The sequence below is a fragment of the Candidatus Dormiibacterota bacterium genome, assembly GCA_035532035.1.
In the GTDB taxonomy this organism is placed as follows: domain Bacteria; phylum Vulcanimicrobiota; class Vulcanimicrobiia; order Vulcanimicrobiales; family Vulcanimicrobiaceae; genus Tyrphobacter.
In genome coordinates this window covers 15,750-30,712 of sequence record DATKRS010000033.1, presented here as the reverse complement: position 1 = coordinate 30,712, position 14,963 = coordinate 15,750, and the positions used below count along the sequence as shown (strand labels likewise).

General features: G+C 66.5%; 13 protein-coding genes. 5 read left to right on the top strand and 8 right to left on the bottom strand.

Translation table 11 applies throughout. The annotated features are described in order from the left end of the window. Nucleotides 1-33: 33 nt before the first annotated feature. The 3 genes from VMV82_10430 to VMV82_10420 all read left to right on the top strand — a co-directional run bounded on the left by VMV82_10430 (nucleotide 34) and on the right by VMV82_10420 (nucleotide 2,988). On the top strand, nucleotides 34-675 hold the full coding sequence (locus tag VMV82_10430; protein HUY41972.1) for a response regulator transcription factor: 642 nt from the start codon (nucleotides 34-36) through the stop codon (nucleotides 673-675). A gap of 114 nt (nucleotides 676-789) precedes the next feature. Then, the gene (locus VMV82_10425) at nucleotides 790-1,140 is read left to right on the top strand and encodes a hypothetical protein (protein ID HUY41971.1); all 351 of its coding nucleotides are present in this window, start codon (nucleotides 790-792) and stop codon (nucleotides 1,138-1,140) included. Between the two features lie 63 nt (nucleotides 1,141-1,203). Further along, nucleotides 1,204-2,988: a GGDEF domain-containing protein gene (locus VMV82_10420; protein HUY41970.1), complete on the top strand. Its 1,785-nt coding sequence runs from the start codon at nucleotides 1,204-1,206 to the stop codon at nucleotides 2,986-2,988. Here VMV82_10420 and VMV82_10415 read toward each other — a convergent pair. Next, nucleotides 2,938-3,837 (bottom strand): hypothetical protein, encoded by a 900-nt coding sequence (locus VMV82_10415; GenBank protein HUY41969.1) that lies wholly within the window; start codon nucleotides 3,835-3,837, stop codon nucleotides 2,938-2,940. The genes VMV82_10420 and VMV82_10415 overlap by 51 nt on opposite strands. A gap of 44 nt (nucleotides 3,838-3,881) precedes the next feature. Here VMV82_10415 and VMV82_10410 point away from each other — a divergent pair, with 44 nt between their 5' ends. Beyond that, nucleotides 3,882-4,934: a glycosyltransferase family 4 protein gene (locus VMV82_10410; protein ID HUY41968.1), complete on the top strand. Its 1,053-nt coding sequence runs from the start codon at nucleotides 3,882-3,884 to the stop codon at nucleotides 4,932-4,934. Further along, entirely contained in the window at nucleotides 4,907-6,031 is a 1,125-nt protein-coding gene (locus VMV82_10405) for a glycosyltransferase (protein ID HUY41967.1), read from the top strand. Before VMV82_10410 ends, VMV82_10405 begins: the two co-directional genes overlap by 28 nt. Here VMV82_10405 and VMV82_10400 read toward each other — a convergent pair. From VMV82_10400 to VMV82_10370, 7 genes are read right to left on the bottom strand one after another with little or no spacing between them, the layout of a single operon-like run. Next, entirely contained in the window at nucleotides 6,015-7,502 is a 1,488-nt protein-coding gene (locus tag VMV82_10400) for a hypothetical protein (GenBank protein HUY41966.1), read from the bottom strand. The two genes, VMV82_10405 and VMV82_10400, sit on opposite strands and share 17 nt — an antisense overlap. Further along, nucleotides 7,490-8,692 carry a glycosyltransferase family 4 protein gene (locus tag VMV82_10395; protein HUY41965.1) on the bottom strand — a complete coding sequence of 401 codons (1,203 nt, stop codon included), beginning with the start codon at nucleotides 8,690-8,692 and terminating at the stop codon, nucleotides 7,490-7,492. Before VMV82_10395 ends, VMV82_10400 begins: the two co-directional genes overlap by 13 nt. Continuing rightward, nucleotides 8,692-9,759, bottom strand: a complete 1,068-nt coding sequence (locus VMV82_10390) for a GNAT family N-acetyltransferase (protein HUY41964.1) — start codon at nucleotides 9,757-9,759, stop codon at nucleotides 8,692-8,694. The genes VMV82_10395 and VMV82_10390 overlap by 1 nt, the downstream gene beginning before the upstream one ends. Next, entirely contained in the window at nucleotides 9,756-11,120 is a 1,365-nt protein-coding gene (locus VMV82_10385) for an O-antigen ligase family protein (GenBank protein HUY41963.1), read from the bottom strand. The genes VMV82_10390 and VMV82_10385 overlap by 4 nt, the downstream gene beginning before the upstream one ends. Then, nucleotides 11,120-12,505, bottom strand: a complete 1,386-nt coding sequence (locus VMV82_10380) for a hypothetical protein (protein ID HUY41962.1) — start codon at nucleotides 12,503-12,505, stop codon at nucleotides 11,120-11,122. The genes VMV82_10385 and VMV82_10380 overlap by 1 nt, the downstream gene beginning before the upstream one ends. Continuing rightward, nucleotides 12,502-13,785 carry a nucleotide sugar dehydrogenase gene (locus tag VMV82_10375; GenBank protein HUY41961.1) on the bottom strand — a complete coding sequence of 428 codons (1,284 nt, stop codon included), beginning with the start codon at nucleotides 13,783-13,785 and terminating at the stop codon, nucleotides 12,502-12,504. Before VMV82_10375 ends, VMV82_10380 begins: the two co-directional genes overlap by 4 nt. Continuing rightward, the gene (locus tag VMV82_10370) at nucleotides 13,782-14,963 is read right to left on the bottom strand and encodes a glycosyltransferase (protein ID HUY41960.1); all 1,182 of its coding nucleotides are present in this window, start codon (nucleotides 14,961-14,963) and stop codon (nucleotides 13,782-13,784) included. The genes VMV82_10375 and VMV82_10370 overlap by 4 nt, the downstream gene beginning before the upstream one ends.

Here is a 14,963-nt window from a genome sequence, read left to right as displayed (position 1 = left end):
AGGCCGGAAGGCCTGGAGAGAAATCGAATGCCATTGACCTCGACCTCCAACAAGACTCGGATCTTCATCATCGAGGAGCAGGCGCTTTTCGGTAAGGCGCTCTGCCAGCTCTTGGCCGCGGAGCCGACGTTCGAAGTGCTCGGCGACCTGCCGCGCGTCGATCCCGCGGCTCCGCCTCGCGTCTCGGCGGATCTCGTCGTTCTCGACCTCAACGGCCCCTCCATCGATTATGCGGACGAGATCGCCCGCTGCCGTCAAGCCTTCGGGAAGGCGCGCGTCTGCGTACTCTCGACGCAGCTGCGGCCGGAAATCATGCAGCGCTGCGTCGCCGCGGGGGCCGACGCGTACTTAGCAAAGGACGTTTCGCCCAGCGAGCTCATTCGCGCCGTCAAGACCGTGGCAGGCGGCGAGAGCTACGTCGACCCCCGCATTGCCGGCTCCCTCCTGCGCAAGCGCCTCCTCTCGGACGGGCGCATGTCCAGCGACGAGCTCTCCGAGCGCGAAGGCGAGGTCGTTCGCTTAATCGCTCAGGGTCTCTCCAACAAAGAGATCGGGGTTCGCCTCTGCCTCTCTGAGAAGACCGTCAAGAACCACGTCAGCAGGATCCTGTCAAAGCTGAACATCTCCGCCAGGGCTCAGGCCGTCGTGTATGCTATTCGCATGGGACTCGTCTGATGGAGATGACCTTCAGGACCCTCGCGCAGGGCCCTAAGCCACTGTGGCCGTGGCCTGGCGCACCGTACGCTCATAAGGAACATGATCGCCCATCTTCCCGGAGTCTAAGGCTCGGTGCGCACCTACGTCGTCGAGCCGCAGCAGATCTTCGTGCCGAGCCTCCTGCAGCTCTTGCAGGAGTCGGGCTGCTCGATCGTGCGCGTGCAGGACGCGCTGGTTCCGCTCGACGTCATGCGCACGCGTCCGCAGATGCTCTTCTTCGACTGCGACATTGCGGACGACGCAACGATGCGCGACCTTCAGTTCGTGGTGGACTCGATGCCGGCGCTCGATCTGTGCTTCTACTCGCGAACGCCGCCCGGCGAGTTGCAGACGCAAGCGCCGAGGAGACTTCTCTACTTGGAGAAGTCGGCTTCGCATGAAACGCTCTTGGGCGCTCTCGCCCGCTTCACCGTCAACGTCTGACGATGCCGCGCGCGCTCGCGCGCGAGAGCATTCGCACTTCTTCACCCCGGGACGACACGCCAGATGATGTTTTGGAAGTTCCAGACGCAGCGCACCGACGCTGCCGAACCGGCCGCGACCCCGGTCTTCGTGCCGGCAGCGGCGCCCGCTTCCGCACCCCCGCCCGTCACCGCACCGACTCCTCCGCAGCCGCCAGAGCAATCCATTGCGCCGGCGGTGCAGCCGGAGTTTGCGCAACCCGTACAGCAGCAGCCCGTGCAGGCTCAGCCGGTACAGCCTGCGATGCTGCCGTCCAATTACACGCAGGCTGCGCAGAGCACGATGCAGTTTCTCGCAGGCGCGTTGCATCTTCCGTCGTGGGTGCTCTTCAAGAATGCGAGCGGCACGCTGAGCGTGGTCACCGGCATCGGTGAGTACCAGCGCTATCTGCCGGTGCACGAGCTCTCGGTCGGACGGCTCTCCGACCTTCCGACCGTGAATCTTCTCGGAGCGGCTCCGCCGATGAGCGCCAATGGCGGCATCGACCGTCGGCAAGGGGGCATCGACCCCGCAACCGTGGCGCCCTTCGGCGTTCCGCTCGTCGACATCGACGGTAATCTCTTCGGCGTTCTCTGCGCCTTCGGCGAGCGCAACGCGGTCGAACGCGTCGCGAACGCGCGTGGGCTCCTCGACTATGCAGTATCGATGCTGGGCGCGGTAGTTCGCACCGAGCTCACGCTCGAGGAAGCAACGCGCCGCACCGAGCGCGCTCAGGCCGACGCGCTTGTCGATCCGCTCACTGGGCTGCACAACCGCCGTGCCTGGGACCAGCTACTCGCAACCGAGGACCAGCGCTGCAACCGTCACGGATACGATGCCGTCGTATTCGTCATCGACCTGGATGGCCTCAAAGCGGTCAACGACCGCTTCGGACACGAAAAGGGTGACGAGCTGATCAAAAACGCCGCAACGGCACTCGAACGATGCGTCCGGCGAACCGACGTCGTCGCACGCGTCGGCGGTGATGAGTTTTCCATTCTCGCGGTGAAATGCGACGCGAATGCCGCAGCGCGCATTCGCGAGCACATCGAGTCGACTCTGCTGCGCGCGAACGCGTCTGCGACGGTTGGTTTTTCCGTGCGCTCGGAGGCCGGAGACCTCTTCGAGGCGTGGCGGCAGGCCGACGGAGCGATGTATCACCGCAAGCGCGGGAATCCGCGCCGCGGCCAACGTGCGACCGACGAAAACGTCGCGCAACCTTCTCCTCCGGCGGCCGCTGCTGCGCCTCCAGCGACCCCTGTTGCGCCTCCCCCGCCGTCACCGCCGGAACAAACGGCACCCCCATCTCTGCCGCAGCGCGCGCCCGCTGCGACGCAGCCGCAAGCCGCACCGCCGCCGGTCGCCGTCGAGACGTCCGTCGTGACGCAGATCCTCGAAAGGGTGCTGCCGGCGCTCGTCAGTGGACTTCAGAAGGCGGCTCCGGCTCCCGCGCCGCCTCCGCCTCCGACGCCGCCTCCGACGCCGATCTTCGCAGCTCCTCAGGCGCCGCCGACGGCCACGCGACCGCTCATCGTTCCGGGCGAAGCGGAGATTCCAACGTATATGCCGCCCCCCACGCCTCCGCAGGCCGCGCAGCCGGCTCCCGCGCCGATCGTGGCGGAGCCGCCCTCTGAACCGCCGGTTCCCCAACCCGAGCCAGCCCAGCCGGAGGCTCGGCCGCAGCCGGAGGCTCAGCCGCAGCCGGAGGCTCAGCCGCAGCCGTCGCCCTCGCAGCCGAGTGAGGATCTCATCGACATCGTCTCGCGGCTCTCGCGCCTCTCAGATGCCGACCGACGGCTTCTCGACGTGTTCTTCAAAGGAAGTCGCTGAAGCGTCAGCCTCGTCGGAGAGGATGCAATGAGCGATCGCCGTCCAGTTCGAGTGCTCGGCGCGATTGACGCGCTCGTGAGAGCCGTCACGCGCAATCCGCAACACGCTGCGGCCGAATGCGGCGGCCGTGCGCGCCCAGAGCATCTCTTCGCCTTCTCGACGCGACGCGGGGACGAGGACCGCGGAGGCCGCGCACAACGCGGGCGGCAGCTCCTCTACGGTCTGCACCGTCAAGCAGCGAAATGCAACGCGGTCGCGTCTGAGCGCGTGCAGCACCCGCTCGAGTGCAGTCGGAGGAACCGCGTCCGCCAAGACGAGGACGGGAGCCGCCGCGTCGACCGGAACCACGGCCTTCGGCTCCACGACGATCCAATCGTCGAGAAGCTCCAGCCGTTCGACGACGCTCGGCATTGCACCGCCCACGACGCGCGCCCAAACGCTTTCGTGACACAGTACGCGCGTTGCCGACGCGAAGAGCGGGGCCGCGGCGAGCAGCGCTTTGGCCACCGCGGTGCCGGGCGGATCGCATGCGTGGCCGTACTCGCGATGCGCGAGGAGCAGAACGGGCACGACGTGCGCTTTTCCCCAGGACGCAACGGCCACAGGGACCGCCGAGCGCTCGTACGCAAGCGGCGCATGCTCTATGAGAATACGTGCAGGACGGTGTGCCGCGATCCGTTCGAGCAGCTCGTGCAGCGGCATGGAGTTTGCAGCAAAAACCTTCACGCGCGTGGACGACGAGGAGCACGCGCGAGCGAGCTGCGTCGCGTGGGCAGTAAGAATCGCATCGCGACGCACGCCGTCAAAACGCGATTCATGCGCCGGCAATACGATGGCGAGGGAATCCACACACGCGCCTTCGCGCTCGGCACGCGCAATCCCCGGGATGCGTCGTGAAACCGCTCGTTCTCCACGTCGCCGCGTTCTCAAACCCTGCCGGTGGCGGGTTCGTCAGCGCGCTGCAGAGCTTGGCGAAACGCAGCGAGTTTCGTACCGCGCTGCTCTGCCCGCGCGCGAGCGAGTCGTACGCTTGGACGCATGCGTTGCGAGCGTCCGGCGTCGACGTCATTCACGCGAGTACGGCACTCGACGTGGCAGCTGCGGTAGCCCGTAGCGGGCCCGACGTCGTGCACGCGCATTTCGTCGACTGGATGCTGCCGGCGACGCTCGGGGCGACCGCCGCGCACGCGCGGACTGCGTGGCATCTGCATTCCGCCGTCACGCCGAGCCGCGGCGCGCGCAGCCTCGCCCGGCGTCTGAAGTACGCGAGCGCCAAGCGTCTCGTCGAGCGCTTCTTCTGCGTCGCCCCGGACATCGTCGAATACCTGCGGCAGCACCGAGTGCGCCCCGATGCGATCGTCGAGCTCCCAAACGGCGTGGATCTCGAACACTTTCGCTCGCCCACGCTGGTGGAGCGAGCCGCTGCTCGGCGTCTCTTCCACTTGGCGCCGCACGACCGCGCCATAGCATTCTTCGGTCGCGACGCGGTCGTCAAGGGCGCGGACCTGCTCGCAAGCGCGCTGCGGCTGACGCATGAGAAACCGCAAATCCTCGCGATCGCTGCGTCGCCTGCGTCACTGCAGGCGCTCGGCGACGAACGCATTATCTCAACCGGTACGCTGTCTGACGTCCGCGACGCTCTTTGGGCCGCAGACGCACTCGCGCTCCCGAGCCGCGGGGAAGGCATAGCCTATTCGCTGCTCGAGGCACGCGCGTGCGGGCTGCCGGCAGTGGCGAGCGCTCTTCCCGGCGTGCTCCGCGCTCTGGGCAGCGACCCGGCGACGCTCGCGGTCGACTCCGGCGATGCAGCCGCGCTCGCGCACGCCCTCGATTGCGCGCTCGCACTTGGCCCGGTTCCCCTTCTTCCCGCGACCGCCGCCGCAATCTCTCTCGATCACTGGGTAGAGGAGCTCGCTGCGTGGTACGTGACGGATTTGGCGGCGTGATGCGCGTCGTTCACGTCGTGACGCAGCTTGGGACCTATGGCGGGGAGCGCCTCGTCGCGGCGCTTGCCGCGGCACAGCGTTCCGCTGGAATAGACGCATCGATCGTTACGATCTACGATTCCCCGGCGGCGACGCCGCCGCAAGGGGTTACCGTCTATTCCGCAGGGCGTCACGGCACTGGTGCTCGAGGCGGTGGAATAAGCTTTTTCTTTCGTTTGACGTCGCATATCCGGCGGCTTCGCCCGGACATCGTTCACACGCATCTCGCACATGGGAAGCATTGGGGGCGCCTCGCGGCGCTCGCGGCTGGAGCGCGATGCATCGTGCACACCGAGCACGGCAACGACTTTTCTACCTCCCTCCTGCGCCGCGCGCTGACGCGCCTGCTCCACCGGCAAACCGCCGGCATCGTCGCATTGACGCACGCCCATGCAGAACGCATCTCCGCCTTCGAGCGCGTCCCCGCCGGTCGCATCGCCGTCGTTCCAAACGGCATCGCGCTCGAGGCCATCGGTACATGCAGTCGCGAGCGGGCGCGCCGCGCACTCGGCGCGCCCGCGGGCGCGCGCGTCATCCTCTTCCTTGGGCGCCTGGATTCCGTGAAGCAACCGCTTCGCGCGCTTGCGGCGTGTGGGTTGCTTCCCGCGGAGTTGAACGCGCACGTCTATTTCGCCGGCGAAGGCCCGCTGCGCGATGAGATTGCGATCGCGGCGAACGCGGAGGGAATCGCAACGCGCGTGCACCTTCTGGGCTATCGCACCGACGCGGGTATTCTTCTCCATGCAGCCGATGCCGTGCTCAACACGTCGCAGAGCGAGGCCATGCCGCTATCGCTGATCGAGGCGCTGTGCGCCGGCGTACCCATCGTTTCTACACCGTGGCCCGGCGCGCGCGAGGTTCTCTGCGATGCGGCGGTCAGCGATGACTTTCAGCCGGCGTCGATTGCGAGGAGCCTCGAAACGGCCCTTCGCCGCGCGCACCAGGGGTCCGACGACCTTTCCCTGCTCCGAACGCGCTTCTCGATCGAGCGCACCGCGGCAACCTATGCTCGGCTCTACGAGAAGCTTGCCGGCTCTTACGCTACTGCGCGAGGATGAGGCCCGCATTCGCGCCGATCGTCGACGGCGCGGCGTTCGACCACACCGGGGTGCCGCCGGCAGCCCACGTTGCGCTCGTGTTGCGCACGAGGACGCGCGAGTAGTGCTGGGTCAGGCCCGCGAGCTCGAGTGGTGACCCGGTAGCATTCACGACCGCGGCGCAATAGCCGATCGAGACGCCGTTCTCGTAGCAGCTCGCGTACTCGCGGACGAAAAGCCCGGGCGCGCTTTCAAACGCGGTGACGTCGTTCGAGAGCGGAGTAGCGCTGCGCGGATCGGTCGGAACGATCGATTCCTCAGGAAACGTCATATCGTTCGTGCCCACGCTACGCGGCGCCACGTTGGCCTCCGCCAAGAACTCGATCGAGTAGACCGGGTCGTAGACGATCCAGTGGCTCGCGATCTGAAACATCAAGCCCGATGCGTCGGCATCCTCTTCGACGACGAACTTTCCACGACTGTGATAGAGAAGGATGGCGTCCGCGCGATCCATCCATGCCGACGGATCCGCGCGCTGCGTCCACGCGTTCTCGGCCATCGCACCCTCCACGCGCGACGCGCTCAGCCACTGGACGTCGTACGCATCCGTTCCGAGCCCGTCGTTGCCGATAACGGCGTGCGCCGAGGCGTTGACCAGCGCGATCGCATCGTTCGCGTAGGCTTCCTGCGGATTGGCAGCTCGATCCCATTCGTACGCGGTCTCGCCGTACTTGTAACACCAGTACCCCCCGCTGTCGTCGCATCCTGGCGGTGCGTACGCGGCCGGTCCGAAGGTTCCGGTGCACGTGCCGTTGCTGTCGACGACGCAATTGTACGATCCGCCGCCGTCGTCTTCGAACACGTCGCTGGCGTAGCGGTTCTGAAGGGTGACGGTATGGAACGCCCCCTGCAGATCGGGATCGCCGATCGCAAACGGCTCGCTGGCCTGACCGTCGAAGAGGCCGTCCGCATGATCGACGAGCCGGTTGCCGTTACCCTGGTGCTCGTATGCGTGTGCATAGCCGCCGTTCTCCGCGTGGAGATAGCGCGCGACCTGCCCCGCGCAATTATCACCGTTCTCGGGGAAGTCGGATGAGGCAAGAGAGTACCCGGGCGGAATAGGACAGTACGACGAGATGTTCGGGTCCGTGTAGACCACGATGTGCCGCGCGCCGGCTGCGGCGAGCTGCGAGGACGTCGCGTCGTCGGCGTCCCGGTAGTAGACTTCGTTCCAGTCGACGTGCGTCGCCATCCATGCAGCTGGGATTCCGACGTTATCGAGCTCCACGCACGTTTGCGCTGCACTCGCACACGCGTACATCCAGTTTTGCACGTGGGTCGGTACGCTCGGCGACGCGCTCGGCCATCCCTGCGGAACCTGAACGGCAGCGATCGCATGCCCCCCCTGTGCGCCGCATGCGCTTGCGAGAAACGCCGCTCCAACGGCCGCGCCGCGCAGCAATCGCACGGCGTACAAAGTTATACCGCCCATACTTCCTCCTTGATTTCTCCAATACGTGCAGCGAGAAGCTCCATAATCACTCCCCGGTCGAAGCCGGTCGCATAGCGCGATCCTGCGCGGCCGAAGGCGGCCGCGAGCTGCCGGTCACCGGCCAACCGACGAAGCGCATCCGCGAGGGATTCCGGGTCGCCTGGGGCGCTGCAGATTCCGCCGACGGACTCGGCGACCACCCGGCGCGCCTCCCCTGCAGCGCACAGCACGACCGGACATTCGACGGCGAAGGCGTCGAAGAGCTTCGTGGGAACGCTCTCGCCGATTCCTTCGCGTAGCACGACGAGCGCCGCGTCCGATTCCGCGAGCGCTCCGACCGCCCGCTCGCGCGGCAGCACGCCGTAGACATCTACGTTTTCGATGCTCTCCTCGCCGATCCGGGCCAGGACGTGCTCGTAATCGGCGCCGCCGCCGATCAATGCGACGCGAATGTCGTCATTCGCAACGAGTTTTGCGGCATCCAGAATAAGGTCCATGCCGTTGGCCAATCCCATGTTTCCCGTGAAGGTGGCGACGAACTCGCCGTTACGCCGCTTGATGACGCCCCGCTCGGGATCGACGCGGTCGCATCCGTTGGGGGCGAGCAGAATCGCCGTGCGCAGCGCGCGCCGCCGCACATGCACAACCGCCGTCGGCGTGACCGCAACGATCAACGACGCGAGTGAGTAGAGGCGATCGACTACGGCCCCAACGGCGCGGGTTACGAGAGCATTCTCGCGCCAGACGCCCATCTGGACGGGCAGGTCGGGAAAGACGTCTCGCACGTCTACGACGAGGCGCGAACCACGCACGAGCCGTACCGCGAGTGCCGGAAGCGCGAGCGTGATCGGCGGCGAGCTTACGACGACCACGTCGGCGCGCTTCGCGAAGCATAACGCGTATACCGACGCCGACACGGCAAAGCTCAGCCACGCCAAGAAGCGGCCGTGCCGCCGCGCCGTTGCGATGTGTGGAAGGCGGACGACGTCGATTCCGTCGACCAACTCGCGTACGAATCTCCTTCCACGGTACGCTGGATCCACACGCCCCGAGGGGAACGAGGGCATCGGCGCGAGCACCGTGACGTCCATGCCGCGCGCGCGCATCGCTCGCGCGAGTGCCGACATGCGGTGTGCCGCCGCACAGGGCTCGGGAGCGTAGTACTGGGTGATGATGAGCGCCCGAGCCATCAGAGGGTTCTCCCGAAGAGCACGCGCCGCAGAATGGATTTCACGTGCAACGCCGCTCTCCACGCGCGCTCTTTCGCTGCGCTGCGCGCGGACGTGCGGCGAGCGACGTAGTTCTCGAGCAAGCGCACCTGCGTTCCGAAGCGGGCCTTGTAGGGCTCGTCTCCGCGCAAGAAGTCGTATTCTGCGAACCCTTGATCGATCGCGCGCTCGAGCCCTTTGGCGAGCATGCCTATCCCCGGCGAGCCCTTGCCGGCGAGGCGATCGTATGCGAGCATGTAGACGCCCCACGAGCGCCGTTCTGCGTCCACGAATGCCGCTTGTGCGGCAAGTGGACGGCGATCGGCACTCCAGAGCACGGCAATCCGGCAGCAGCCTCGCTCGTACGCCTCGCGAAAGAGCTTGCCGTACGTGCGGCGTGCTTTGTGCAGGTTCGAGCGCCAGCGACGGTGGTGCATGCGCAGGAGCGTGTCGATATACTCGTCCACGGTCGTTGCGTCGGCCTCGACGAGGCTCGCCTCGCGCCACAGATTACGGCGGCGGTTGACGTAGCGTTTGTCGCCGCTGCGATTGCGGGCTGCATACTCCTCCCACGACGCGGGCAGCGGAACGAAGCGGCAGCTATTGCGCGGCTCTTCACTGATGCCATTCCCTAACGAACGAAGATGCGCGACGACGTGCCCGACGCGCGGATCGCGAACGTTGCACGCCCGGAACAGGTCCCACGGCATCGCGTCGATCGCGCACGCGATCTCCTCGAGGATGTCCTCTCCCTCTTCTGCAATCAGCGCGCCGTAGTCGGCAGTTGGGTAGGCGCCGAGCGCGAGCTCGCGATACAGGCGAAGCGGTCCGACTGCAAGACCGCTCTCGACGAGCACGCAGAAACCGACGTACCGCGCGTCGCGCGCGACCGCAAGAACCGTCCACCGGCCGCGCATCGCAGCAAAGTACGAGCGCAGCCACTCCCACGAGACGAAGACGCCGCGGCTGGGGTCCTTTCGGTAGAGCCCTTCATAGGGGCCACGTATTCGCTCGAACTCCTCGAGCGTCGCGATCCGCTCGACCGTCACGCGCGATCTCCGTACACGGCCAGCGTGCGCGCCTGAGCGACGAGCCCGAATGCGAGCCAGACGAACTTCGCATCGAAGAGGTCCACGAAGAACGATACGAACGCGAGCGCTGCGAACGCCGCGAGACAGATCGCGCGAACATCGCCGAGCAGCCCCACGCGCGGGAGCGCGCGGGCCATCAGCCATTGAGAGACGCACCAGCCGGCCAGAAGCACGAGCCCGATCAGCCCCAACTCGACGCCGTAGTGAACGATTAGATCGTGGGACGCACGGTGCCAGCCGTCGTCGTACGTCTGAGAGATCTTCAAGTACCAACGGTCGTAGACCGTTGCAAAGCTGCCGGATCCGGCACCGGCGAGCGGATGCTGCAGGAATGCCGCCACGCCCACGTGCCAGATCGACGTCCGGCCGCTTCCACCGTTCCCGGAGTCCGCGAGCGCGCGGATGATGACGTTCGGAAACGCCACGAGCGTCCCGCCCACGATGGCCGAGAGCGGTAGAATCGCGCGCCTCCACGCGCGCAGCGCGGTCAGGAGGACGAAGATCTCGATAGCGAGACCGATCGCGGCTTCGCGCGATGCGGCAAGCGCGAGTGCCGTCAGGATGGCAAGCATCGCACCGGCTGCGAGCGCACGCGCAACGAGCACCCGAGCCCGTACGAACCACGTCAGTGCAACTGCGAACGGAAGCAGCAGCCCGTCACCGTAGAGGTTCGGGTCGAGTGCAGCTTGACCGAAGGTGATGTTGATGCGGTTGTACGCTTGCAGAAACTGCGCTTGTTGGAAACCTTCGGATCTGAACTCGTAGATGCCGATCGCTGCCGCGACGACGCCACTCGCCAGGATGAAACCGAGCAGTGGGACCAGATCGCGGCGCCGGATGGGAAAGCACGCGACGGCAAGGTACAAACCTGCGAGCTGCAGCAAGGTGAGCGCCTCCCGGCCGGGGTCCTCGCCGATCGACCAGAGGGTCGAGAGCGCCATCCACCCACAGAGCAACGCAAGCCATACGACCGCGCGCGGCGGCGTGCGCACGCTCTGCGTACGCACGGCATAGAGAATCAACGCTACGGCCGAGAGTAATCCCAAGAGACGGGCGATCGTTCCTTCGTGCCGGCTCAACAGGGTGAAGACGTCGAGAGGCGCAGCGACGGCATAGAGTCCGTAGGGCACGATCAGCGGCCTCGTCCAGGCAAACCACGCCGCGAGTGGCACGGCGGCGGCGGCGAGCACCTCGATCAGTCCAGAAGTTCCGCGCTGCGCGACGGTACGAGAAGCCCAAACGACCGTCGCTCCGGCCATGAGCAGGACCGCCGCGATTGCGGCAACTCCCGGCTCTGCGCGCCGCGCCGTGACGCGCATCACGTGAACCGCGCCTGCAGCATGCGCAGGGGTTTGCGCAGGGACCAGCGCGCGAACTGTGCGTCGAGTGCGACCCAACCGTGACCGTGCGAGAGGGTGTGTACGCCGATAGCGTCCCGGCGCGCGATCATGGAGACGTCGATGCGTGCGACGCACGCTTCTTCGAAGTCTTCCGGGGTGAGCACATCGACGCGCTGGATCGCGATCGCGCGGCCGTATCGTCCGCTGCAATCCTGGGCCGGACGATGGAGAACGCCGCCGCGCAGAAAGAAGTTTCCGGCAGGTCGCGCGCCCCTGACGTCGACCTTTGCCGGATTGCGCTTGTGAGCATGCCACGGGCCGCCCGGATGCTCCGACCAGTAGATGCGTAGCGCGTAGTTCGGGCCGTCATCGGCAAGCGTACAGAAGAGCCACCACCGGCCGTCGTGACGGATGATCGTCGGGTCGACCGCTGCAACGCCTTCGAGAATTGCCGTGACGGGCTCGGCCTCCAGACCGGACATCCGATACGCTCCGAGGCTTCCGCGCGCGTGTTGTTCGGGCGTCAGCCATAGCTCTTGGTCCACCTCAAACACGTACGGATACGACGCGGCGTCGAGACCGTCGAGGACGGGTCGGCGCTCGCCGTAGCGATCGTCGAGGTCGATAGAGACGATGCTCGGCGTCGATCCGTTCATCGTTTCGCAGAGTAGTCGCGGGCCGCCCGACTCTCCGCGCATTACGAAGGGATCCGCGAGGAACTCCCGCTCGTCGCGCGCGACCCAGTGCAGCCATGCATTACGAGGATTCTCGATGAAGCGCTCAAGCGAGCCGTTCGTCACGGCAACGTCCCAACGAACGTCTTCGAACACGGCGCGCAGGGCGTGCCCGGCGAATCGCACGAGCTCGCGAAACGCGAACCGAACCGCGTCGACGAGCCCGATGCGCTCGGCCGGCGCGGCATCTTTCCACTGCTCCGGCGCGCTTCGCCGTGCCGGCGACTCCAGTTCTTCACAGATCCACGCTGCCGATTGCTGGACGACGCGCTCCAGCGTTCGCGCGTGGCGCGACGCGTACGGAAAGCACCCTTGCCTCAGCACGCGCGCGTCCGGTGCGCGCTCGACCAAGGCCGCCTCCACGCTCTCGCTTCCGCGAAGCGCCTCGCCGAACGCCGGCATGTCGCCGTACTCCTCCCCGATCTCGACGCTCCAGGATCGAGCGAGCGGCAATCGCGCCTTTGCGCGCGTGGCGGCCGCCCGCAGATCCAGCACGCGTTCCCCCGGCGAGCATTCCTCGATACGCGTCACCACCACCACATCGACGCCGCGGCTTCGCAACGCCGCAATCATCTGCCGCTTCCAGCGCTTCGGCCGACGCGTAACGAGAACGACGAGCGACGGGTTCATGCCGCAGCGACCAACGCGGTCGAACGGAATGTCCCGCGCCCGATAACGTGCACGTCGAAGCCGGCGGCGTTCCAGCGATCGACATCGACCGCGTTACGACAATCCACCAATATTCTCGAGCGAACCACGGCCGCAACGGCCTGCGGGTCGAGCTCGCGGATCTGGCTGTGATCCGTGACGATCACCAGCACGTCCGCGTCGCGCGCCGCGGCTTCGAAATCGGCGATGACCGTCCCTGGATACTGCGTTACGATCGGGTCATAAACGCTGACCGTGTAGCCGGCGTCCGCGAGCAAGTGCTCGATCGCGAGCGTCGGCGTCTCGCGGGCGTCGTCGATGTCCGGCTTATACGCCGCGCCCAGCAGGGCGATCTTGTGATCCGCGGTTTCGATCGGCGCGACGCTGCGAACGATGCGCGTGACGACGTGCGGCATGCGCTCGTTCACGCGACGCGCCGTTTGAATGAGTTCGCTCGCAAACGGATTGGCGTTGGCCAGGAACTGCGGGTCGACGGGAATGCAGTGCCCTCCCACACCGGGTCCTGGGGAGAGAATGTCGACGCGCGGATGGCAGTTCGCGAGCCGAATCGTCTCCCACGCGTCGATGCCGAGTGCCTCGGCGAGAATCGCGAGCTCGTTGGCGAAGGCGATATTCACGTCGCGATAAGCGTTCTCGACAATTTTGACGGTTTCGGCCGTCGTGAGGTCCGTGACGTGAATCTCGCCGCGCGCAAAGGTTGCATAGACGGCGCGCGCCATCTCCGCGTCGACCGGGCGGCGTCCTCCGACGATGCGATCGTTCCAGAGCAACTCGTCGACGATCTTTCCGGGAAGCACGCGCTCCGGACAGTGGGCGAGGTGAATCGCATCGAGATCGCGCCCGAGGGCGCGAAACGTTCGCTCGGCGACCGCAAGAGTCGTTCCGGGCGGCACCGTCGATTCGAGCATGATCAGGTTGCCGTCTCGCACGAGCGGCACGATCGTACCGAAGGCCGCCTCCACAGCGCGCAGGTCGGGACGATGATCGACCGTCGGCGTCGGAACGCAGATGACGAACGCGTCCGCAGGGAATGGCATCAACGACGGGTGCAGACGTCCGCTTTCGAGAGCGCGGCGCACCAAGTCGCGGACGCCGCGCTCGGCGAGCTCAACGCGTCCGGCCGCAAGGCCGGCGATGACTTTCTTGTCCGTATCGTAGCCGAGGACTTCGTGGCCGCTCTCCGCCAGCATCGCTGCGGTGGGGAGTCCGATGTATCCGAGACCGGCGACGGTGATTTTCATGACGCTCGTGCGCCTCCCAATAGTGCTCGTAGCTGTGCCGCAGTGCGTTGCGGATCGTGCATGCGGCGCGCACGTTCCAAGGCTCGGGCCGCGCGGCGGCTGCGCTCCGAAGGGTCGGTCGCATCCAGGATTGCGCGAGCAAGGTCTTTCGGACGCTGCGGCGGCGCGAGAAAGGCGCTCTCCTCGTCGAGAAGCTCGCCGATGCCTCCGGAACGCGTGGCGATGCACGTGACCCCCAGGCTCGCCGCCTCGATGAGAATGGAGGGTATCCCCTCCATCATGCGCACGCCGTCGTCGCGACTCGCCAGAATCACAGCGTCGTATCGCCCAGCGCCGAGCTCGGTTAGCAGGCGACGGCGATCGAGGTATCCGCGAACGACGACGGCATTACGGCACGGCAACGCGCTCGCGCGCTCGCGCACGTATTCGCGCAACGGGCCTTCGCCGCAGAGCGTCAGGTGCAGCCCGGGATTCTCGTCGTACGCGATGGCAAAGGCTTCCAAGAGGTCCGCATGACCCTTCGGCGCGACGTACGCCGCGGCGCAGATCAGACGAAGGCCGTTGCCGGGGCGCGTTCCGGCGCTCGCGCCGAAGAGCCCGGTGCCGAGGCGGACAACGTTCACCTTCCCGGCAACCTCCGGCACTCGGCGTACGAGCTCACCCTTGCCGCGCTCGGAGATCGTTCGCACGAACGCAGCGGAGCGAGCCTTCTCGACGATCATGTTCTCTTCGAAGATGTCCCAGCGGTGCGCCGTACAACTCCACCCAATTGCGTTGACCCGCGCGATGACGAACGCCGCCGTCGCGGGTGTTGAGAGCCAATATGCGTGAACGTGATCGATGCGTTCTCGCCGCAATCGCCCGGCGAGCGCGAGCGCGCGCGGAAAGACGGCGAGGTTCTTGAGCTTCACGACGAGGCCGCCCGATCCGCATAGGATTGCGGCGAGCGCGCGAAGGCTTCGGCCGGGTGCGCGAGCGAACGTCGCACACGCTTCGAGAAGCGCTCTCGCTGACCACGCAGACACGAGGATCGCGGCGGCACCGCCGGTGCCGTGCTGCATCCCGGTATCTGGACGAAGCGGTGCGACCACGAGCCGCTCGACGAGCGGCCGAAGTGCGGCCAGCTCGACGCCGAGAAACGGTTCCGTGTTCGCACACGGGAAACGCGACGAAATCAC

Excerpts from the sequence above, each read along its gene's own strand:
- VMV82_10420 (HUY41970.1), top strand. The coding sequence starts at position 1,204 with ATGATGTTTTGGAAGTTCCAGACGCAGCGCACCGACGCTGCCGAACCG.
- VMV82_10400 (HUY41966.1), bottom strand. The coding sequence starts at position 7,502 with ATGGGCGGTATAACTTTGTACGCCGTGCGATTGCTGCGCGGCGCGGCC.
- VMV82_10395 (HUY41965.1), bottom strand. The coding sequence starts at position 8,692 with ATGGCTCGGGCGCTCATCATCACCCAGTACTACGCTCCCGAGCCCTGT.
- VMV82_10385 (HUY41963.1), bottom strand. The coding sequence starts at position 11,120 with ATGCGCGTCACGGCGCGGCGCGCAGAGCCGGGAGTTGCCGCAATCGCG.
- VMV82_10380 (HUY41962.1), bottom strand. The coding sequence starts at position 12,505 with ATGAACCCGTCGCTCGTCGTTCTCGTTACGCGTCGGCCGAAGCGCTGG.
- VMV82_10375 (HUY41961.1), bottom strand. The coding sequence starts at position 13,785 with ATGAAAATCACCGTCGCCGGTCTCGGATACATCGGACTCCCCACCGCA.